Here is a 21,621-nt window from a genome sequence, read left to right on the forward strand (position 1 = left end):
TAGGAGTCGGAAAGAGACCCGGTGGCGCCTCGCGGTGCCGCACGGCGGCCGGAGGACGGGCCGGACTGGCCGCGTCGGGCCGCGGCACGTCCGCCTCCCTGCGGCGGCGGCGGTTTGCGACGGTGCTCGCTCATCGAACGATTACTCCTCGGGCAGGCGCACCCGTGCGCGCCTGGAACGGCGGCTGATTTCCGGTCCCCCCAAAGTACGGATGTGGTCGGTCCTGCATTCACCCGTACTGCACCGGGAACGTGGACGCCCCCCAGGCGTCACTTGGTTCCCGGCGGTCTGCATGCCGCACAGACTACGCACCGCCAAAACCCATCCAGCCCCGAAGTTCACCCCAAATCAGGCAACTTGCCTCCTACGAATCGGTGATGTGATCCCGTTCACCGCCGCTCCTCTTGTCGCACGGGGAAGGCCGATCTATCGTCGTGATGTATCGAGTCGATACATCAGAGCGAGATAAGCGAGCCACGGACGAGAGGAGGCGACCATGAGCCGGCGCTCCGGCATCCTTGAGTTCGCCGTCCTCGGCCTGCTCCGCGAGTCCCCGATGCACGGCTATGAACTGCGGAAACGACTCAACACATCACTGGGCGTCTTCCGTGCCTTCAGCTACGGGACGCTCTACCCCTGCCTCAAGACGCTGGTCGCCAACGGCTGGTTGATCGAGGAGCCGGGGAACACTGCCGAGGACGCCCTCGCCGCACCGCTCGCCGGTCGCCGCGCCAAGATCGTCTACCGGTTGACGGCCGAAGGTAAGGAGCACTTCGAGGAGCTCCTGTCCCAGACCGGCCCCGACGCGTACGAGGACGAACACTTCGCGGCACGTTTCGCCTTCTTCGGGCAGACCTCGCGCGATGTGCGGATGCGCGTGCTGGAGGGCCGTCGCAGCCGGCTGGAGGAGCGCCTGGAGAAAATGCGCGCCTCGCTGGCACGCACCCGGGAGCGCCTCGACGACTACACGCTTGAGCTGCAGCGCCACGGAATGGAGTCCGTGGAGCGCGAAGTGCGCTGGCTGAACGAGCTCATCGAGAGCGAGCGGGCCGGACGGGACCTGCAAGGTCCCGTCTCAGGGGGGTCCGCTCAGCAGAACACCACCAATGGAGCGCCGGGCGTCCTGCCCCGGTCCGGGGACACCCTCCGGCCGGATTCGCCCGACGACACCGCCACGTGAGACCCGCTCAGGGCCTCACTCGTACACACAGGGAGCAACCGGAATGGGTTCGGTTCGCGTAGCCGTCGTCGGCGTGGGCAACTGCGCCGCTTCGCTGGTTCAGGGAGTCGAGTACTACAAGGACGCCGACCCGGCGTCCAAGGTCCCCGGACTGATGCACGTGCAGTTCGGTGAGTACCACGTCAAGGACATCGAGTTCGTCGCCGCGTTCGACGTGGACGCCAAGAAGGTCGGTCTCGACCTGGCGGACGCCATCGGCGCCTCCGAGAACAACACCATCAAGATCTGCGACGTACCCAACACCGGTGTGAAGGTGCGGCGCGGCCACACCCTCGACGGTCTCGGCAAGTACTACCGCCAGACCATCGAGGAGTCCGAGGCCGAGCCGGTCGACGTCGTCAAGATCCTCAAGAAGAAGCAGGTCGACGTCCTCGTCTGCTACCTGCCCGTCGGCTCCGAGGAAGCGGCGAAGTTCTACGCCCAGTGCGCCATCGACGCCAAGGTCGCCTTCGTCAACGCCCTCCCGGTCTTCATCGCCGGCACCAAGGAGTGGGCGGACAAGTTCACCGAGGCCGGTGTCCCGATCGTCGGTGACGACATCAAGTCGCAGGTCGGCGCCACCATCACGCACCGCGTCATGGCGAAGCTGTTCGAGGACCGGGGCGTCATCCTGGACCGCACGATGCAGCTGAACGTCGGCGGCAACATGGACTTCAAGAACATGCTCGAGCGTGAGCGCCTGGAGTCCAAGAAGATCTCCAAGACCCAGGCCGTCACCTCCCAGATCCCCGACCGGGACCTCGGCGAGAAGAACGTCCACATCGGCCCGTCCGACTACGTGGCCTGGCTCGACGACCGCAAGTGGGCGTACGTGCGCCTGGAGGGTCGCGCCTTCGGTGACGTCCCGCTGAACCTGGAGTACAAGCTGGAGGTCTGGGACTCCCCGAACTCCGCGGGTGTCATCATTGACGCCGTGCGCGCCGCGAAGATCGCCAAGGACCGCGGTATCGGCGGCCCGATCCTCTCCGCGTCCAGCTACTTCATGAAGTCCCCGCCGGTCCAGTACTTCGACGACGAGGCCCGCGAGAACGTGGAGAAGTTCATCCGCGGCGACGTCGAGCGCTGACCCGGCACACTGCCGGGCGCTGAAGCTCCACCGATCAAGCTCGTCAAAAATCGCTCCTGCCAGGGCTCAGAGGGTCCCCGGGTCATCCGATCCGGGGACCCTTCTCCTGTACACGGCCCCATATGTGAGGCTGTGTCCCATGCCCGTCGTCCGCGACCTGCGTGTCCTGCTGCGCCTGCGGAACTTCCGCCGTCTCCTCGTCATACGCCTGCTCTCCCAGGGGGCCGACGGCGTCTATCAGGTAGCCCTCGCCGCCTACGTCGTCTTCTCCCCCGAGAAGCAGACCTCGCCGGCCGCGATCGCCTCGGCCATGGCCGTCCTTCTCCTGCCGTACTCCCTCGTGGGCCCCTTCGCCGGAGTCCTGCTGGACCGCTGGCGCCGTCGCCAGATCTTCCTCTACGGCAATCTGGTGCGCGCCCTGCTGGCCGCGGCCACCGCCGTCCTCATGGTCAGCCAGGTTCCCGACTGGCTCTTCTACGCCTCCGCGCTGTGTGTCACGGCCGTCAACCGCTTCGTCCTTTCGGGCCTGTCCGCCGCACTGCCACGGGTGGTCGACAACGACCGGCTGGTGCTGGCCAACTCGCTGTCCCCGACCGCCGGCACCCTTGCCGCAACCGCCGGCGGTGGCCTCGCCTTCGCCGTACGGCTGGTGACCGCGCATTCCGATGCCGCGGTGGTGCTGCTGGGTGCCACGCTGTATCTCTGCGCGGCGCTGGCATCCCTGACCATGGCCCCCGACCTGCTCGGTCCGGACCGCCATACGGCCCCGCCGAGCCTGGGAACGGCCGTGACCACCACCGCCCGCGACCTGCTGGAGGCGATACGGCATCTCGCCGCACCGCGGCGCCGTGAGGCCGCCTGGGCGCTGCTCAGCATGACGGCGATGCGCTTCTGCTACGGCGCGCTGCTCGTCCTGGTGCTGATGCTCTGCCGGTACGCCCTCTCCTCCGATCCCGACGACGGACTCGGGCTGCTGGGGCTGGCCCTGGGGATCTCCGGGGCGGGCTTCTTCGCCGCTGCCGTGGTGACGCCGTGGGCAGTGGGGCGACTCGGCCCCGGCCCCTGGATCATCGTGTGCGCCGCATCCGCCGCCGTACTGGAGCCTGCTCTGGGTCTGGCGTTCACGACCGTCCCCATGCTCGTCGCCGCCTTCGTCCTGGGACTCATCACCCAGGGCGCGAAGATCGCCACGGACACCATCGTGCAGTCCTCCGTCGACGACGGTTTCCGCGGCCGGATCTTCTCCGTGTACGACGTGCTCTTCAACGTCGCCTTCGTCGGGGCCGCCGCCGTGGCCGCGCTGATGCTCCCACCCGACGGCCGTTCCACAGCCCTCGTCATCACGGTTGCCCTCGTCTACGCAGCGGTCGCCGCGGCCATGGCCCGCTTCGAACGCGGCCGGCGACCAGGACAGAATCACGCAACGCCGCAGTGACTCATGACGAGGGGGCGATGTTTCACGTGAAACATCGCCCCCTCACCACTCCCGGTGAGGTCATGTTTCACGTGAAACATGACCTCACCGCACCTCCTCAGCCCTGCTCGGCCCACCACTCCTTGAGTGCGGCCACCGCCGCGTCGTACTCCATGGGCCCGTTCTCCAGCCTCAGCTCCAGCAGGTGCTTGTAGGCCTGACCGACCTCCGGACCCGGGCGGATACCCAGAATCTCCATGATCTGGTTGCCGTCGAGGTCCGGGCGGATCGCGTCGAGCTCCTCCCTCTCCTGGAGTTCGGCGATGCGCCCCTCCAGGCCGTCGTAGGCACGGGAGAGCGCCAAGGCCTTCCGCTTGTTGCGGGTGGTGCAGTCGGACCGGGTGAGCTTGTGCAGTCGGTCCAGCAGCGGGCCCGCGTCACGGACGTAGCGGCGGACCGCAGAGTCCGTCCACTCCCCGGCGCCGTAGCCGTGGAAGCGCAGATGGAGTTCGACCAGCTGCGAGACGTCCTTGACCAGATCGTTGGAGTACTTCAGTGCCGTCATGCGCTTCTTGGTCATCTTCGCTCCGACCACCTCGTGGTGATGGAACGAGACCCGGCCGTCCTTCTCAAAGCGACGGGTGCGCGGCTTGCCGATGTCATGGAGCAGCGCGGCAAGGCGGAGGGTGAGGTCGGGACCGTTCTCCTCCAGTGCCATCGCCTGTTCCACGACGATCAGCGTGTGGTCGTAGACATCCTTGTGCCGGTGGTGCTCATCGCTCTCCAGGCGCAGGGCAGGGAGCTCAGGCAGGACATGGTCGGCGAGCCCCGTGTCGACGAGCAGGGTCAGCCCCTTGCGCGGGTGGGCGGAGAGGACCAGCTTGTTCAGCTCGTCCCGGACCCGCTCGGCCGACACGATCTCCAGACGGCCGGCCATGTCCTTCATCGCCGCGACGACCTCGGGGGCTACCTCGAAGTCGAGCTGCGCGGCGAAGCGGGCGGCGCGCATCATCCGCAGCGGGTCGTCCGAGAAGGAGTCCTCGGGCGTTCCCGGGGTCCGCAGCACGCCGAGCGCCAGGTCTTCGAGACCGCCGTGCGGATCGATGAACTGCTTCTCCGGCAGCGCCACCGCCATCGCGTTGACCGTGAAGTCGCGGCGGACGAGGTCCTCCTCGATGGAGTCCCCGTACGACACCTCGGGTTTGCGCGAGGTCCGGTCGTAGGCCTCGGACCGGTAGGTCGTCACCTCGATCTGGAAGGGCCTGACAGCGTCTCCGACGCGGGCTTCCTTCTGTACGCCGACCGTGCCGAACGCGATCCCGACCTCCCAGACGGCGTCCGCCCACGGCCGGACGATCTTGAGTACGTCCTCGGGGCGGGCATCCGTGGTGAAGTCCAGGTCGTTGCCGAGCCGGCCCAACAGCGCGTCCCGGACCGAGCCGCCGACCAGGGCAAGCGAGAACCCGGCCTCCTGGAATCGGCGGGCGAGGTCGTCGGCGACGGGCGCCACGCGCAGCAGTTCGCTCACCGCGCGCTGCTGCGCCTGGCTCAGGGCGGAGGAAGTGTCTTCATTGGCGTTCGGCACAACAGAACAGAGTACGTGTCCCGGACGGTACGAAGCGCCTCCATATTCCGGCAGCGCCCCCTGCAGAGCCTCCCCGTACGGAGGGTGGGACATATCACTATCTACTCAGGCAAGCGGATCCATAGCCACTTAACAGAGTGTCCTCGCGATACTGGTTATAGGGGACAGGACGATAGCCTCTTCCGATCTTGTGAAGCGGACCGTGGCACTTCCGTTCAGCGCACCTCGTTACCATGCGTGGACGCACATTCCGACGACCACTGACGACGACGAGGGACGGACGAGCGCGTGGCCGAGGCGGCAGACTTCCAGGGGACGCCCTCACCTGCCCGCCGCTGGCTGCGGCGCACCGGGGCACTGCTCGCGGGTGCGCCCCTGCTGGCCGGACTGATGCAGCTGCCCATGGCGGCGCAGGCGCAGGCAGCGGGCTCGGACACCGTGTCCGTCGCCCTGGACTCGCTGAGCCCCAGCGCCCCCGTCGACGGCGACACGCTGACGGTCTCCGGCACGGTGACCAACAACGGCAAGCAGGCCGTCACGGCCGCCCATGTGGACCTGCGGGTGGGCTCCCCGCTCAGCGCACGCTCCGAGATCGACACCGCCGCCCGGCACTCCGACGACCTCCAGTCGAGCCTGGGCACCGAGGTCGGCGGCAAGTACACCGAGGACTTCGACTCGCTGGACCCGGGGGTCGCCGAGCACTTCAGCATCTCCGTGCCGGTCGACAAGCTCGACCTCGGCCAGGACGGCGTGTACCAGTTCGGCGTCTCCCTCTCCGGCAAGACGTCCGCACAGCCCTGGGACCAGGTCCTCGGCATCCAGCGGACGTTCCTGCCGTGGCAGTCCTCCGAGGCCGACACGAAGACCAGGACGACGTTTCTGTGGCCGCTGATCTCCACCGTCCATGTGACGGCGAAGACCGGCGCCGGCGAGTTGCAGACGCCGGTCTTCCAGAACGACGACCTGGCCAAGGAGATCTCGCCCGGCGGCCGGCTGGCCCAGATGCTGGCGCTCGGCAAGGACCTGGACGTCACCTGGGTGATCGACCCGGACCTGCTGGCCTCCGTGGACGCGATGACCCGCAACTACCGGATCCAGGGCACCGGCGCCACCACCACGGCCGGCACCCATCAGGCGGTGGCCAAGCAGTTCCTGGACGACCTCCAGGACGCGGTGACGGACAGGGAAGTGGTGGCTCTTCCGTTCGCGGACCCGGACCTGGCCTCCCTCGCCCACAACGGCACCAGCGTGACCGGCTCGCTGAGCCACCTCAAGGACGCCACCGACGTCGCCGCCACCACGGTGAAGACTGTGCTCCATGTCACACCGAGCACGGACTTCGCGTGGCCCGTGGACGGCGCGGTCGACCCCTCGATCATCAAGGTCGCCACGTCGGCGGGTGCGGACAAGGTGATCGCCCGCAGCGACAGCCTCCAGGAGACCGGCGGGCTGACCTACACGCCCTCCGCGGCGCGTCCGATCGGCAGCGGCACGACGGCGGTGGTCGCCGACGCGCGGCTGTCCACGGTGTTCGAGGGCGATCTGACGAAGGCCGACTCGGCCACTCTCGCCGTGCAGCAGTTCCTCGCCCAGAGCCTGGCGCTGAACACCCAGACCGACAAGCAGCGCAGCATCGTCGTCGCTCCGCAGCGGATGCCCTCGCCGAGCCAGGCCCAGGCGATGGCGACGGCGATCACCGCGCTGCAGGACAGCGGCTGGTCGCAGTCCCAGGACCTGGAGGCGGCCGCCAAGGCCAAGCCCGACCCCGGCGCGACCACGAGGATCCCCTCGTCGTCCGCGTACCCGTCCTCGCTGCGCAAGCAGGAGCTGCCCCGGACCGCCTTCGAACAGATCGCGCGGACCCAGGACAAACTCGACAACTTCCAGGTGATCCTCACCGACGAGTCCCGGGTGGTGACCCCCTTCGGGCGGGCCATAAACCGCGAGATGTCCACGTCGTGGCGGGGCCGCGGCAGCGAGGCGGACAGCTTCCGCACGAGCGTGGAGTCCTGGCTCGACGATCTCACCGGTCAGGTCAAACTGATCGACAAGTCCGAGACCAAGCTCTCCGGACGCAGCGCCACCATCCCGGTGACTGTCCAGAACAACCTGGTCCAGGGTGTCGACCACCTTGTCCTGCGGCTCACCTCGACCATGCCGACCCGGCTGGAGATCGGCGGCAAGCCCTACTACGAGCAGCCCGTCGAGGTCTCCGGCGGCCACACCCAGTCCGTGAAGTTCTCCACCTCGGCCAATGCCAACGGCCGGGTGGAGGTCACCGCCCAGCTCTACACCGAGGACGGGCAGGAGTACGGCGCGCCCGTCCGGTTCGACGTGAAGGTCACCGAGGTCACACCGACGGTCATGCTGGTCATCGGCGGCGGCGTGCTGCTGCTGGTGCTCGCCGGCTTCCGGATGTACACCCAGCGCAAGCGGGCGGCCGCCCGGCGGGCCGAGGAGGACGACGGCCCCGAGGAAGCGAGCGAGGACACTCCGGACGCTCCCGACGCCCCGGAGCCCACCACCGCCCCGCAGACTTCCGACGCCTCGGAGACCACGCGACCAGAGGACACCGACAGGCCGGGGAACCCCGCTGCCCGTGGGGATCGTCTCCAGGAGGAGTCCGCCGCCGGGTCCCGGGCAGACGACCCGGAGCAGCCGAGTGACCTGACACCGGACACCGCACCGGAAAGCGCCGACCCGTCCGAGACGGGTGAGAGAGTGGACCGTTGAGCGATGTCGTGGCCGGTGGGCCAGGGACGATGAGGTGGGGTAACCATGAACGCGCCGTACGACGGTGAAAGCGGCCAGGGCGCGGCCGGTTCGGGCTACCCCGAGCCGCCGCCGGAGCCCGGCCAGGTCCCGCCGCAGCACGCGGCTGACATGTACCTCCAGGACGCCTACGACCAGGACCCCTACCGGGCCCGGGATCTCTCCGCCCAGGACCCGGTCGCCGAGGCGCTCTACGACCGTGCCGCGCACCCCCCGCCGGCTCCGGGCGGCTACCCGCAGCAGCCGCTGTACGGGCAGCCCGCCCAGTCGCCGTACGCCCCCGACCCGCATGTGTGGGCCCAGACCCCGGCACCCGAGCCGGACGGCCCGAGCCAGTACCTGCCGTACGGCGACAACCCGCGGACGACCCAGTTCGTGGGCGTCGACGACCTGGTCTCGCACTCCGGTGAGGAGCGCCACGAGCCGGACGCCTTCGCGCATCTCTTCCGCGACCAGCAGCAGAGCGGCTACCGGGACCCACAGCAGGGCGGCGGTCAGCTGCCGGCCGAGCCCGCGTCGGTGCCGGGTCCGGCATCCGCACCGGGCGGACCGGCGCGGATGCCGCAGTACCAGGCACCGTCGGCCCCCACTGCTCCCCCCGCCGGGGCCGACCAGACGATGAACCTCGGAGCCGTACCCGCCTCGGCCCCCGCCCCCGCCAAGAAGGGCGGGAAGGCCACGGGCCTGCTCAAGTCGAGCGCCGTGATGGCGGCGGGCACGATGGTCTCCCGCCTCACCGGCTTCGTCCGCTCCGCGCTGATCGTCTCCGCGCTCGGCGTCGGACTGCTCGGTGACACCTTCCAGGTCGCCTACCAGCTGCCGACGATGATCTACATCCTGACCGTCGGCGGCGGCCTCAACTCGGTCTTCGTACCGCAGCTGGTGCGTGCCATGAAGGAGGACGACGACGGCGGCGAGGCCTTCGCGAACCGCCTGCTGACCCTCGTCATGGTGGCGCTGGGCCTGCTCACCGCCGCCACCGTCGCAGCCGCGCCCTTCCTCATCCGCCTGCTGTCCGACTCGGTCGCCAGCGACCCGGCGGCCAACGAGGTCGGCATCACCTTCGTCCGCTACTTCCTGCCCTCGATCTTCTTCATGGGCATCCACGTGGTGATGGGTCAGATCCTCAACGCGCGGGGCAAGTTCGGCGCGATGATGTGGACCCCGGTCCTCAACAACATCGTCATCATCGTCACCCTCGGCCTGTTCATCTGGGTGTACGGCACGGCCGCGCACTCCGGTATGAAGGTCACCAGCATCCCGCCGGAGGGCCAGCGGCTCCTCGGCCTCGGCGTGCTGCTCGGCCTCATGGTCCAGTCCCTGGCGATGATCCCCTACCTGCGCGAGACCGGGTTCCGGCTGCGGCTGCGCTTCGACTGGCGGGGCCACGGCCTCGGCAAGGCCGCCACGCTCGCCAAGTGGACCGTGCTGTTCGTCCTCGCCAACCAGGCGGGTGCGCTCGTCGTCTCCCAGCTGTCGACCTCGGCGGGCAAGAGCTCCCCGGTCGACGGCACCGGCTTCGCGGCGTACGCCAACGCCCAGCTGATCTGGGGCCTGCCGCAGGCCATCATCACGGTCTCCCTGATGGCCGCCCTGCTGCCGCGGATCTCCCGCTCGGCCGCCGAGAACGACGCGGGTGCCGTCCGCGACGACATCTCCCAGGGGCTCCGGACGACCGCCGTCGCGATCGTCCCCATCGCCTTCGGATTCCTGGCCCTCGGGATTCCGATGTGCACCCTGATCTTCGGATCCTCGGGCACCAGCTCGGCTACCAACATGGGCTTCATGCTGATGGCCTTCGCCCTCGGCCTGATCCCCTACTCGGTGCAGTACGTCGTCCTGCGTGCCTTCTACGCCTACGAAGACACCCGCACGCCGTTCTACAACACGGTCATCGTCGCCGCGGTCAACGCGGGTGCCTCGATCGCCTGTTACCTGCTGCTCCCGGCCCGCTGGGCGGTGGCCGGCATGGCCGCCTCCTACGGCCTCGCCTACGCGATCGGCGTGGGTGTCGCCTGGCGGCGGCTGCGTCAGCGGCTCGGCGGCGACCTGGACGGCTCCCGGGTCACCCGCACCTACGCGAGGCTCTGCATCGCCTCCGTACCGGCCGCGCTGCTCAGTGGTGCAACCTGCTACGGCATCGGCCACACTCTGGGGCAGGGTGTGATCGGTTCCTTCGCCGCGCTGATGGCCGGCGGAGCCGTCCTGCTCGGCGTCTTCTACGTCGCCGCGCGCCGCATGCGCATCGAGGAGCTCAACTCCCTCGTGGGTATGGTGCGGGGGCGTCTGGGGCGCTGAGGCGAGGGTAAGCGCACAACCATCGTTCGCCGCCGCGTGTCGTGCATAGCGGGGGACTGTGGGCACAATTGGTTTCGGCGTCGGACAGCGTGCAACGGATGGGGAGGCAGGGAACGACGGTGGCGGAACGGAGCACGGCTGCCGTCGACGTGGCAGACAACAGCGGTGACAAGCCGCTGACCGCCAAGGCGGAGCAGTCCACGGCCGACGGGGTGGCCCAGAACCCGGAGCGGGACACGGACAGCGACCAGGCACAGGGAAGCGGCACAGCCGCGGGTGCTGAGAAGCAGACCGCACCCCCGGAACTGCACAGCGGACACAAACTGGCCAGACGCTACCGACTTGAGGAGTGCGTCACCCGTCTGGACGGATTCAGCAGTTGGCGTGCGGTGGACGAGAAACTCCGGCGTGCCGTCGGCGTCCACATCCTGCCCGCCGACCACACGCGCACCCGGGCGGTCCTGGCAGCCGCCCGTTCCGCCGCGCTGCTCGGCGATCCCAGGTTCGTACAGGTCCTGGACGCCGTCGAGGAGAACGACCTCGCCTACGTCGTGCACGAGTGGCTCCCGGACGCCACCGAACTGAGCGCACTGCTGGCGGCCGGACCGCTGGAACCGCACGACGCCTACCAGATGGTCAGTCAGATCGCCTCGGCCATGGCGGCCGCGCACCGCGAGGGGCTGGCCCATCTGCGCCTGAACCCGAACGCCGTGCTGCGTACCTCCACCGGTCAGTGGCGCATCCGCGGCCTCGCGGTGAACGCGGCGCTGCGCGGCATCAGTTCCGACACCCCGCAGCGCGCCGACACCGAGGCGATCGGCGCCCTGCTGTACGCGGCGCTGACCCAGCGCTGGCCGTACGAGAGCGACGCCTACGGTCTGGCCGGTCTGCCCAAGGACGTCGGTCTGATCGCACCCGACCAGGTCCGTGCCGGGGTCCACCGAGGTCTGTCCGAGCTCGCCATGCGGGCTCTGGTCAACGACGGCGCGACCGCCTCCCGGCACGAGTCCGCGTGCACCACTCCCGAGGAGCTGGTGAAGGCGATCGGCGAGATGCCCCGCATCCGCCCGCCGGAGCCGGCGTTCACGGCACCGCCCGAGTACCAGCGCACCACCTATCAGCAGGGCACCTACGGCCGTCCCACGCCGCCCGGCGTGACGCAGCCGATCCAGGCGCCGCCGCCCCCGCTCCAGAGCCGCACCGGCAAGGCGCTGAAGTGGGCCGTCTCGGCCCTGCTCATCGCCGCTCTGGGCCTGGGCAGCTGGCAGCTCGCGGACGCCCTGATGGAACAGGGCGACAAGTCCGGCGACACCAACAACAACCAGACGACGGACGACGGGGACAAGAGCAGCGCAAGCCCCGCGCCCGCCGCCGCGATAAAGATCCAGAACGCCCAGGAGTACGTCGCGGACGGCGGTGCCCAGCATCCGAACGACGTGAAGCTGACCTACGACGGCAGCACCTCGACGTACTGGAAGACCAAGAGCTTCACGGACGGTCCCGAGCTGGCCCCCTACAAGGCCGGTGTAGGCATCGTCTACGACCTCGGCTCCGCCAAGGAACTCGCCACGGGGACCATCTCCCTTCGCTACGCTGGCGATCACACAACGGTTGACCTGTACGCGGCCGACTCGCTGTCCCCGGGGTCGATCAGCTCGATGACGAAGATCGGCTCCATCACCACCACCGGAAACACCGCCACGGTGAAGGTCAGCAAGAAGGTGAAGAGCCAGTACGTCCTCGTGTGGCTCACCGCCGTGCCGTACTCGGGCAACGACTCCACCGCGTATGCCGGAGCCGGCTACAAGCAGGCCATCACCGAAGTGAAGTTCACAGGCTGACGTCTCACCGGCGGCACCGAAGGCGGAGGGGGCAGATGGCGGAGGGCGCCGGATACGGCGGAGTGAGCGATCAGGACCTGCTCGCCCGCCATGTGGAAGGCGACCCCGATGCCTTCGGTGAGATCGTGCGACGGCACCGGGACCGGCTCTGGGCGGTCGCCCTGCGGACCCTGGGGGACCGCGAGGAGGCCGCTGACGCCGTCCAGGACGCCCTCGTCTCCGCCTACCGGGCCGCCCACACCTTCCGGGGCCAGTCGGCCGTCACAACGTGGCTGCACCGGATCACGGTGAACGCCTGCCTCGACCGCGCCCGCAAGGCGGCCTCCCGCAAGACCGCACCCGTCGATGACACGGAGCGGCTGGAGCAGCTGTTGGAGCCGCATGAATCGGCCTCCGCTCCGGCCGAGCGGAACGATCTGCACCGCCAGCTCCTGGAAGCCCTCGGCACCCTGCCCCACGACCAGCGGGCCGCCCTCGTCCTGGTCGACATGCAGGGCTACCCGGTCGCCGAGGCGGCCCAAATCCTCGATGTCCCCACGGGGACGGTGAAGAGTCGCTGTGCTCGCGGCAGAGCCAGACTCCTGCCGCTGCTCACCCATCTACGGCCGGAAAGCACCGGTGACGAAAACTACCCGGACCGGGTACGGAACCGGGCGGAGGGGACATCCGTCCCACCCGCAACGGGGTCTCAGGACGGGGGCCCGCAGAACACCGGGCCGAGTGATTCAGCCCCAGTGAAGGGCGGAGGTGGGCGAGCGTGACTTCGACGGCAGACACGACGGGGCACCCGGACGTCACGGAGATCTCCGACCTCACCGAGGATCTGCTGCCGCCTGTCCGGACCGCGGAAGTACGACGGCACCTGGACGAGTGCGAGCTCTGCGCCGACGTCCACGCCTCGCTGGCGGAGATCCGGGGCCTGCTGGGCGCGCTGCCCGGTCCACCGCGCATGCCGGCCGATGTCGCGGGCCGGATCGACGCCGCACTCGCCGCCGAGGCACTGCTGAACGCCACGGCACCCGAGGCACATGTTTCACGTGAAACATCGCCCCACGAGACCTCGTCCCCAGGAGACCGACCCGCCGGACGGCCGAGTGCCTCCGTCGGTCCCGGCCGCAAGAAGAACGGACGCGCCCGCGGCCCACGCCGCCGGACAGTCGTTCTCGGCGCTGTCCTCACTGCCGCCGTCCTGGGTGCCGGCTCCTTCTTCCTCCAGTCACTCGGCGGGAACGGACCGACGACAGCTCAGGGCAAGCCGACGAACTCCGCCGGGACCTTCTCCAAGAGCACCCTCCAGGGCCAGGTGAAGGATCTCCTCGGCACCAAGGTGAACACGCAGCGCGGCTCTCAGAAGCCCTTCAACGTGGAGTCCCAGGACACCGGCCGACCAAGCTCGTCACAGAGCCCGAAGGTCCTGATCCAGCCCTCGGAGCAGGTGCCCTCATGCGTCCGCCAGGGCATCAGCCAGACCGGCGATGTCCTCGGTGTGAAGAAGGGGACCTACGAGGGGAAGGACGCCTACCTCGTCGTGCTCCCCGACTCCTCCGATACGTCCCGCGTGACGGCGTACGTGGTCGACGCGTCCTGTGTCGGCAAGGCATCCGCCTCCCCCGGCAAGCTTCTCCTGACGGAGTCCCTGACTCACCCCTGAGGGTTGCCCGGGAACGGCTTCGCAGAGCGAACGCGCATCGTCTCGTCCCAGCGTGGAAATCCGTACGGTGTGGGATGCCCGTGTGCCCGGACACAGCGGGAATGCGCGCCCCTTAGGATCCGTTGGGTGGGGTGTGAGCTTCTGACAGGAGCTCCCACCGGTCGAATGACGTAGACCAGAGACGAGGAATCAAGCCGTGAGCGACGTCCGTAACGTGATCATCATCGGCTCCGGGCCCGCCGGCTACACGGCGGCGCTCTACACCGCGCGCGCGTCGCTGAAGCCCCTGGTGTTCGAGGGGGCTGTCACTGCGGGCGGCGCCCTGATGAACACCACCGAGGTGGAGAACTTCCCGGGCTTCCGCGACGGCATCATGGGCCCCGACCTCATGGACAACATGCGCGCCCAGGCCGAGCGCTTCGGCGCCGAGCTGGTTCCGGACGACATCGTCTCCGTCGACCTGAGCGGTGAGATCAAGACCGTCACCGACACCGCCGGCACGGTTCACAAGGCGAAAGCCGTCATCGTCACCACCGGCTCCCAGCACCGCAAGCTCGGCCTGCCGAACGAGGACGCCCTCTCTGGACGCGGTGTCTCCTGGTGTGCCACCTGTGACGGGTTCTTCTTCAAGGACCAGGACATCGCCGTGATCGGCGGCGGCGACACCGCGATGGAGGAGGCTACCTTCCTCTCCCGGTTCGCCAAGTCCGTGACGATCGTCCACCGCCGGAACAGCCTGCGTGCCTCCAAGGCGATGCAGGAGCGTGCCTTCGCCGACCCGAAGATCAAGTTCGCCTGGGACAGCGAGATCGCCGAGGTCCAGGGCGAGCAGAAGCTGGCCGGCTTGAAGCTGCGCAACGTCAAGACCGGCGAGCTCACCGACCTCCCGGTCACCGGCCTGTTCATCGCGATCGGCCACGACCCGCGCACCGAGCTCTTCAAGGGCCAGCTGGACCTCGACGAGGAGGGCTACCTGAAGGTCGCCTCGCCCTCGACGCGCACCAACGTGACGGGTGTGTTCGCCGCCGGTGACGTGGTGGACCACACCTACCGCCAGGCGATCACCGCGGCCGGCACCGGCTGCTCCGCTGCTCTCGACGCCGAGCGTTTCCTCTCCGCCCTCGCGGACGAGGAGAAGGCGGAGCACGAGACGACCTCTGTCTGACCTTTCCCCCTTCCGCCCCACCGCACGATCAAGTAAAGGAGCCAGCCGTGGCCGGCACTCTGAAGCATGTGACCGACGCCGACTTCGAAGAGGTCGTCCTCAAGAGCGACAAGCCCGTCCTGGTGGACTTCTGGGCCGAGTGGTGCGGCCCGTGCCGCCAGATCGCCCCGTCGCTTGAGGCGATCGCCGCTGAGCACGGCGAGAAGATCGAGATCGTCAAGCTGAACATCGACGAGAACCCGAACACGGCGGCCAAGTATGGCGTCATGTCGATCCCGACCCTGAACGTCTACCAGGGTGGCGAGGTCGCCAAGACCATCGTCGGTGCCAAGCCGAAGGCCGCGCTTGTCCGCGACCTTGAGGACTTCATCGCCGAGTGATGTTTCACGTGAAACACGAATGGGCCAACCCCTCGGGGTTGGCCCATTCGCTTTGAGGCGCTCACAGCGGCCGCAGCGCCGGTTCCTTCTGTACGGCCCCCAGAAGCCGGTCGAGCGCCATCTCCACGTCTTCCTTCCAGGAGAGCGTCGTCCGCAGCTCCAGCCGCAGCCGAGGGTGTGAGGGGTGCTGCCGGACCGTCTTGAAGCCGACGGCCAGCAGATGGTCGGCGGGAAGCAGACAGGCGGGTTCCTTGTAGCGGGCGTCTCCGAACGCCTCGATCGCCTTGAAGCCCCGCCGCAGCAGATCCTTGGCGACCGTCTGCACCATCACCCGTCCGAGCCCCTGCCCCTGATAGCCGGGCATGATGAAGCTGGTCATGAGCTGCACCGCGTCCGGCGACACCGGGCTGGTGGGGAACGCCGTGGACCGCGGGACATAGGCCGGGGGAGCGTAGAGCACAAAACCCACCGGCAGGTCATCGACATAGACCACTCGGCCGCACGAGCCCCAGTCGAGCAGGACAGAGGAGATCCAGGACTCCTTCTCCAGCGCGGATCTCCCCGCTCTCACCGCTGCTTCGCCGCTGACGGGATCCAGTTCCCAGAAGACACACGAGCGACAGCGCTGGGGAAGGTCCTGAAGGTTGTCCAGCGTGAGCGGTACGAGCCGACGCCCCATGAAGGCTGTTCCTCGCTTCCTTCGCCCGCAGCATCGCGAGCGGCTGCCAGAGCGCTGCGTTCCCTGAGCAGACTGCCGAAGAATCCGACGGTCGCGCCCAGTCCCAGACCCGCGCTCACCAGTCCGGTGCGGCTCATCGATCGCATGGCCCTCGCCTCTCTCAGAGGTGCTGCCAGCTGCCAGGTGGATGCGCCATACCTTTCGCATCGTATCCACACAGCGATTCCATCGATACCGCCTGAAAGCAAAGAGCGGACCGTGTACCGATACACACCGGACACGATCCGCTCTCCAAGCGACAGGTCACCGGCCGGGCGGGAAAGACCCGGTCTCGGGACGGTCAGTCCACGAACTCCTCGGATTCTTCGGAGGCCGAGGAGTCACCGTCGTGGATCCCCTGGTGCAGAACCGGCCCCTCACCCGGGGCGAGCGTGCCGAGGATTCGCTCAAGGTCTTCCATGGAGGCGAACTCTACGGTGATCTTGCCCTTCTTCTGGCCCAGGTCGACCTTCACCCGTGTCTCGAAACGGTCCGAGAGCCGGGTCGCGAGGTCGCTCAGCGCCGGGGAGACCCGGCCGCCGGCCCGCGGTCCCTTCGCGCGCGTCGCCGTCTGGGGGCGCGAACCCATGAGGGTCACGATCTCCTCGACGGCCCGCACCGACAGTCCCTCGGCGACGATCCGGTGGGCCAGCCGGTCCTGCTCGTCCGAGTCGTCGACGGAGAGCAGCGCCCGAGCGTGCCCGGCCGACAGGACTCCGGCGGCCACCCGGCGCTGGACCGCCGGGGAGAGCTTCAGCAGCCGCAGCGTGTTGGAGACCTGTGGGCGGGACCGCCCGATACGGTCGGCCAGCTGGTCATGCGTGCAGTTGAAGTCCTTCAGCAGCTGGTCGTAGGCGGCAGCCTCTTCCAGCGGGTTCAGCTGAGCGCGGTGCAGGTTCTCCAGCAACGCGTCCAGGAGGAGCTTCTCGTCGTCCGTCGCCCGGACGATCGCCGGGATCGCGTCCAGGCCCGCCTCACGGCAGGCCCGCCAGCGCCGCTCGCCCATGATGAGCTCGTAGCGGGAAGGGCCCAACTGCCGCACGACGACAGGCTGGAGGAGGCCGACCTCCTGGATGGAGGTGACGAGTTCCTGGAGAGCGTCCTCGTCGAAGACCTCACGCGGCTGACGCGGGTTCGGCGCGATGTCGTCGAGGGGGATCTCCGCGAAGTGGGCGCCCATCGGAGGAGCGGGCGTCTCCGCACCACCTCCGACTCCGAACACCGACGGTTCCTCGGTTTCATAGGAGACAGCGGGCAACGTCGTCACCTTGGCTGCGGCGACCCCACGGTCGGTCGTCAGCACCGGAACCGTGGCAGGGGACGGCGCTGCCGGTCCCCCTACGGCCGCCTGGGCCGGGTTCTTCTCGGTCGGGGCAGCTGGGATCAGTGCACCGAGCCCACGGCCCAGTCCCCTCCGTCGCTCGCTCACTGGATCCCCTCCACCATGCTCGGGTTGGTCTGAGCGCCGATATGGGCCTGTGTCGGGTCGTAGCTGACTCCAACGCCCTTCAGCGCGATTTCTCGGGCCGCCTCAAGGTAGGAGAGGGCACCGCTCGATCCAGGATCGTAGGTCAGTACCGTCTGCCCGTAGCTCGGCGCCTCGGAGATGCGGACGGAGCGGGGAATGCTCGTCCGCAGCACCTCGTCGCCGAAGTGGCTGCGCACCTCGTCCGCGACCTGGGACGCAAGACGCGTCCGGCCGTCGTACATGGTGAGCAGGATGGTCGACACGTGCAGGTCGGGGTTGAGGTGCCCCCGTACCAGGTCGACGTTGCGAAGCAACTGACCGAGGCCCTCCAGCGCGTAGTACTCACACTGGATCGGGATGAGCACCTCGGCGCCCGCGACGAGAGCGTTGACCGTCAGCAGGCCGAGTGAGGGCGGGCAGTCGATGAGGATGTAGTCCAGCGGCTGCTCGTACGCCTGGATCGCCCGTTGCAGCCGGCTCTCCCGTGCCACCAGGGACACCAGCTCGATCTCCGCACCGGCGAGATCGATCGTGGCGGGGGCGCAGAAGAGGCCTTCGACATCCACCACCGGCTGGACGACCTCGGCCAGTGGCCTGCTGTCAACCAACACGTCATAGATGGAAGGAACTTCGGCGTGATGGTCGATACCCAGCGCAGTGGACGCATTGCCCTGTGGGTCGAGATCGATCACCAGGACGCGACCGCCGTGCAGGGCCAGGGAAGCGGCAAGGTTGACCGTCGTGGTCGTCTTGCCGACACCGCCCTTCTGGTTGGCGACCACCATGACTCTGGTCTGCTCCGGACGTGGCAGACCTTCGCCGGCGCGACCCAGAGCCTCCACAGCGAGTTGGGCAGCACGGCCGATGGGAGTGTCGTCCATCGGAGGCGGTGTTTCACGTGAAACATCCGCCCCCATCGACTCGGTACGGGGACCGGGGACCGGATCGGTCATCGGTCCCGCGATGTTGGCGTCGGACCGCAAGGATTCACTCTCCTCGACTTCAGGCTCGCAATGAACAGAGCCTCCCATGTCTTCGGGGTCGCGAACCAGTGAGGCCTGGTGTTCTGTGGAGAAATCCACCTCTGTGGACAACTCCATGCCCCGCAGGGAGGACGGAGTGTCACCAGAGGCTCCCTCTCTGAGGGAACCGAGGGGCTTTCGGTCGCGTGGTTCGGCCGCGGCTCGGCCCCGACCGATGATGCCGTGTAGCAGTGAGCGACGTTTCACGTGAAACACGATGCACAGCCAGCAGTACCGAAAAGCCGCGACACTCCGTCATGCGTAGGTTTGGCAGCTTGTGTGGAGTACGTCTGGCCGTCGGGACGGATCAGCGGCGCCTACGTGCCCTCCCCGTACGGGCCGCCTTCGCACGCTTGGCCGCGAATCGCACACCGCCGGGGCTCTCCCCGACCTCCACACGGACAACGGTCGACAGCGGATCCACCACGCCCTCACCCACATGCAGGATGGACGTGGACACCGCACCGAGCTTGGTCAGCGCGGTAGCCGCGGCCTTCAGTTCCTCCTCCGCCGTGTCCCCCTTGAGGGCGAGCATCTCGCCGTAGGGACGCAGCAGCGGGATACCCCAGGTGGCCAGCCGGTCCAGTGGAGCCACGGCACGGGCCGTCACCACATGCACCGGAGGCAGCTTGCCCATGACCTCCTCGGCGCGGCCACGGACCACGGTCACATGGTCCAGGCCGAGCAGCTCGACGACCTCGGTCAGGAAGTTGGTGCGCCGCAGCAGGGGCTCCAGCAGGGTGATGTTGAGGTCCTCCCGGACCAGCGCCAGCGGAATGCCTGGCAGGCCGGCTCCGGAACCCACGTCGCACACCGTCACCCCCTCGGGGACGGCCTCCGACAGCACCGCACAGTTCAGCAGGTGCCGCTCCCACAGGCGGGGCACTTCCCGTGGGCCGATCAGACCACGCTGCACGCCTGCCTCGGCGAGCAGCTCCGCGTAGCGGACCGCATCGGCGTAGCGCTCGCCGAACACTTCCCGCGCCTGTTCAGGCGCCGGGGGGAGCTCCGCAGCCTCCGTCACGGGGACCGTCCTTCCGTACAGCGCCGGCGCTGTACGCACCGGCCACCAGAACTACCAGGCTGACAAAGTTCGGCCCCGCCTGCTCAACAGACGGGGCCGGTAAGGCATGGGGACCACTCAGGCGGGCAGCACGACGACGAACCGCTGCGGCTCCTCGCCCTCCGACTCGCTGCGCAGTCCGGCCGACTTGACCGCGTCGTGCACGACCTTGCGCTCGAACGGGGTCATCGGCTTGAGCTTCACGGGCTCGCCGGTGTTCTTCACCTCGGCAGCGGCCTTGGCACCCAGCTCGGAGAGCTCGGCACGCTTCTTGGCCCGGTAGCCCGCGATGTCGAGCATCAGCCGACTGCGGTCACCGGTCTCCCGGTGCACGGCCAGGCGGGTCAGCTCCTGGAGCGCCTCCAGCACCTCCCCGTCGCGGCCGACCAGCTTCTGGAGGTCGCGGGTGCCCGAGTCGCTGATGATCGACACGGAGGCGCGATCGGCCTCGACATCCATGTCGATGTCGCCGTCGAGGTCGGCGATGTCCAGCAGACCTTCGAGGTAGTCCGCCGCGATCTCGCCCTCCTGCTCCAGGCGGGTCAGGGTGTCTGCACCCTCGGCAGCGGCGGAGGTGGTGCCTTCCGTCACGGGATGGGCTCCTTCTTACTTCTTGGACGGGGACTTGGGGCGCTGCGGACCGCCCTTGCGCTGACCGGACTGGGCCCTGCTACGGCCGTTGGAACCGCTCTTCGGGGCCTGCTGGGCAGCCGGCTTGGCGTCCTGCGGCTCGTCGGACTTCTCCAGCGAGGTCGGCTCCGCCGAAGCCGACGAATCCGAAACCGACGAATCCGAAGAGGCCGAGTCCGAAGAAGCCGACGTGGAGTCGCCGGCCGCCTTCGGTCCGCCGGACTGCCGCTGGGCCTTGGACTGGCGCTTCGGCTGCTGGCGCTTGGCGGCACCGGCGGCCGTGATGCCGTCCTCGGTCTGCGCGACGGCCTGGGCCTCGCCCTTCACCACGGTGCCGTCGGCCTGGGCCGTGAGGCCGGCCTTGGTCAGCGCGTTGATGAACGTGCGCTCGAACTCGTTGCGGTCCCGGCCCTTGGCGACGATCGCCTTGACGATGGTCTTCTCGCTGCGCCGACGGGTCTTGCCGTGGTGCGTGACGTGGCTGGTGAGGCGCTCCAGGTACGCGGCCTGGGCCTTGGAACCCGGGGTCGGGTTGTTGCGGATGACGTACATCTGCTGGCCCATGGTCCACACGTTGGTGGTCAGCCAGTAGACGAGGACACCGACCGGGAAGTTGATACCGAAGACGGCGAACATGACGGGGAAGACGTACATCAGCATCTTCTGCTGCTGCATGAACGGCGTCTTCACGGTGGTGTCGACGTTCTTCGTCATCAGCTGGCGCTGCGTGTAGAACTGCGACGCCGACATCAGGACGATCATGACCGCGGTCACGACCCGGACGTCCGTGAGGGAGGCACCGAGGGCCTCCACCTTCGCGGAGCCGTCCGTGAACTTGGCGGCGAGCGGGGCCCCGAAGATGTGGGCTTTACGGGCACTGTTGAGCAGCGACTCGTTGATGACACCGATCGTGGTGCCCGTCGCGATGCCGTTGAGCACGTGGTACAGGGCGAAGAAGAACGGGGACTGCGCCAGGATGGGAAGGCACGAGGAGAGCGGGTTGGTACCCGACTCCTTGTACAGCTTCATCATCTCTTCGGACTGGCGCTGCTTGTCGTTCTTGTAGCGCTCCTGGATCTTCTTCATCTCGGGCTGCAGCGTCTGCATGGCCCGGGTCGCCTTGATCTGCTTCACGAAGAGCGGGATCAGGCAGATGCGGATCAGGATCACCAGGGACACGATGGACAAGCCCCAGGCCCAGCCCGTGTCGGGACCGAAGATCTTCCCGTACACCGAGTGGAACTGGACGATGACCCATGAGACGGGTGTCGTGATGAAGCTGAACAGGCTGGCAATCGTGTCCACTAA

At 68.2% G+C, this 21,621-nt stretch carries 17 protein-coding genes; 10 read left to right on the plus strand and 7 right to left on the minus strand.

The window, feature by feature from the left end:
* The first annotated feature begins 496 nt into the window (after positions 1–496).
* From IEZ11_RS12925 to IEZ11_RS12935, 3 genes are all read left to right on the plus strand, one after another.
* Positions 497–1,180: a PadR family transcriptional regulator gene (locus tag IEZ11_RS12925; RefSeq protein ID WP_189262834.1), complete on the plus strand. Its 684-nt coding sequence runs from the start codon at positions 497–499 to the stop codon at positions 1,178–1,180.
* A 43-nt stretch (positions 1,181–1,223) separates the two neighbouring features.
* The gene (locus IEZ11_RS12930; protein ID WP_189262835.1) at positions 1,224–2,306 is read left to right on the plus strand and encodes an inositol-3-phosphate synthase; all 1,083 of its coding nucleotides are present in this window, start codon (positions 1,224–1,226) and stop codon (positions 2,304–2,306) included.
* Between the two features lie 139 nt (positions 2,307–2,445).
* A complete protein-coding gene (locus tag IEZ11_RS12935) occupies positions 2,446–3,741 on the plus strand; it encodes an MFS transporter (protein ID WP_189262836.1) in 1,296 nt (431 codons plus the stop codon).
* A 97-nt stretch (positions 3,742–3,838) separates the two neighbouring features.
* Here IEZ11_RS12935 and IEZ11_RS12940 read toward each other — a convergent pair whose 3' ends face one another.
* Entirely contained in the window at positions 3,839–5,305 is a 1,467-nt protein-coding gene (locus IEZ11_RS12940; protein WP_189262837.1) for a CCA tRNA nucleotidyltransferase, read from the minus strand.
* A 288-nt stretch (positions 5,306–5,593) separates the two neighbouring features.
* Between IEZ11_RS12940 and IEZ11_RS12945 the strand changes: the two genes are divergently transcribed.
* The 7 genes from IEZ11_RS12945 to trxA all read left to right on the plus strand — a co-directional run bounded on the left by IEZ11_RS12945 (position 5,594) and on the right by trxA (position 15,412).
* The gene (locus IEZ11_RS12945) at positions 5,594–8,038 is read left to right on the plus strand and encodes a DUF6049 family protein (RefSeq protein ID WP_189262838.1); all 2,445 of its coding nucleotides are present in this window, start codon (positions 5,594–5,596) and stop codon (positions 8,036–8,038) included.
* Positions 8,039–8,083: 45 nt separating this feature from the next.
* A complete protein-coding gene (gene murJ, locus IEZ11_RS12950) occupies positions 8,084–10,375 on the plus strand; it encodes a murein biosynthesis integral membrane protein MurJ (protein ID WP_189262839.1) in 2,292 nt (763 codons plus the stop codon).
* A 119-nt stretch (positions 10,376–10,494) separates the two neighbouring features.
* Complete coding sequence (locus tag IEZ11_RS12955) at positions 10,495–12,216, plus strand: protein kinase family protein (RefSeq protein WP_189262840.1); 1,722 nt, start codon at positions 10,495–10,497, stop codon at positions 12,214–12,216.
* Positions 12,217–12,251: 35 nt separating this feature from the next.
* Positions 12,252–12,977: an RNA polymerase sigma factor SigM gene (sigM, locus tag IEZ11_RS12960; RefSeq protein WP_189262841.1), complete on the plus strand. Its 726-nt coding sequence runs from the start codon at positions 12,252–12,254 to the stop codon at positions 12,975–12,977.
* Entirely contained in the window at positions 12,974–13,867 is an 894-nt protein-coding gene (locus IEZ11_RS12965; protein WP_189262842.1) for an anti-sigma factor family protein, read from the plus strand. The genes sigM and IEZ11_RS12965 overlap by 4 nt, the downstream gene beginning before the upstream one ends.
* 196 nt (positions 13,868–14,063) lie before the next feature.
* Entirely contained in the window at positions 14,064–15,032 is a 969-nt protein-coding gene (gene trxB / locus IEZ11_RS12970) for a thioredoxin-disulfide reductase (RefSeq protein WP_189262843.1), read from the plus strand.
* Between the two features lie 47 nt (positions 15,033–15,079).
* Positions 15,080–15,412: a thioredoxin gene (trxA, locus tag IEZ11_RS12975; RefSeq protein WP_089100462.1), complete on the plus strand. Its 333-nt coding sequence runs from the start codon at positions 15,080–15,082 to the stop codon at positions 15,410–15,412.
* 61 nt (positions 15,413–15,473) lie between these two features.
* Here trxA and IEZ11_RS12980 read toward each other — a convergent pair whose 3' ends face one another.
* The 6 genes from IEZ11_RS12980 to yidC form a co-directional block, all read right to left on the minus strand.
* Positions 15,474–16,091, minus strand: a complete 618-nt coding sequence (locus tag IEZ11_RS12980; protein ID WP_189262844.1) for a GNAT family N-acetyltransferase — start codon at positions 16,089–16,091, stop codon at positions 15,474–15,476.
* A 340-nt stretch (positions 16,092–16,431) separates the two neighbouring features.
* Positions 16,432–17,559 (minus strand): ParB/RepB/Spo0J family partition protein, encoded by a 1,128-nt coding sequence (locus tag IEZ11_RS12985; protein ID WP_189262845.1) that lies wholly within the window; start codon positions 17,557–17,559, stop codon positions 16,432–16,434.
* Positions 17,556–18,629 (minus strand): ParA family protein, encoded by a 1,074-nt coding sequence (locus IEZ11_RS12990; protein WP_189263079.1) that lies wholly within the window; start codon positions 18,627–18,629, stop codon positions 17,556–17,558. The genes IEZ11_RS12985 and IEZ11_RS12990 overlap by 4 nt, the downstream gene beginning before the upstream one ends.
* Before the next feature lie 298 nt (positions 18,630–18,927).
* Positions 18,928–19,644, minus strand: a complete 717-nt coding sequence (rsmG, locus tag IEZ11_RS12995) for a 16S rRNA (guanine(527)-N(7))-methyltransferase RsmG (RefSeq protein WP_189262846.1) — start codon at positions 19,642–19,644, stop codon at positions 18,928–18,930.
* A gap of 117 nt (positions 19,645–19,761) precedes the next feature.
* Positions 19,762–20,274, minus strand: a complete 513-nt coding sequence (locus IEZ11_RS13000; RefSeq protein WP_189262847.1) for a Jag family protein — start codon at positions 20,272–20,274, stop codon at positions 19,762–19,764.
* Between the two features lie 15 nt (positions 20,275–20,289).
* Positions 20,290–21,618 (minus strand): membrane protein insertase YidC, encoded by a 1,329-nt coding sequence (gene yidC, locus IEZ11_RS13005; RefSeq protein ID WP_189262848.1) that lies wholly within the window; start codon positions 21,616–21,618, stop codon positions 20,290–20,292.
* Positions 21,619–21,621 lie beyond the last annotated feature (3 nt).

This window comes from Streptomyces fuscichromogenes (assembly GCF_014645815.1).
In the GTDB taxonomy this organism is placed as follows: domain Bacteria; phylum Actinomycetota; class Actinomycetes; order Streptomycetales; family Streptomycetaceae; genus Streptomyces; species Streptomyces fuscichromogenes.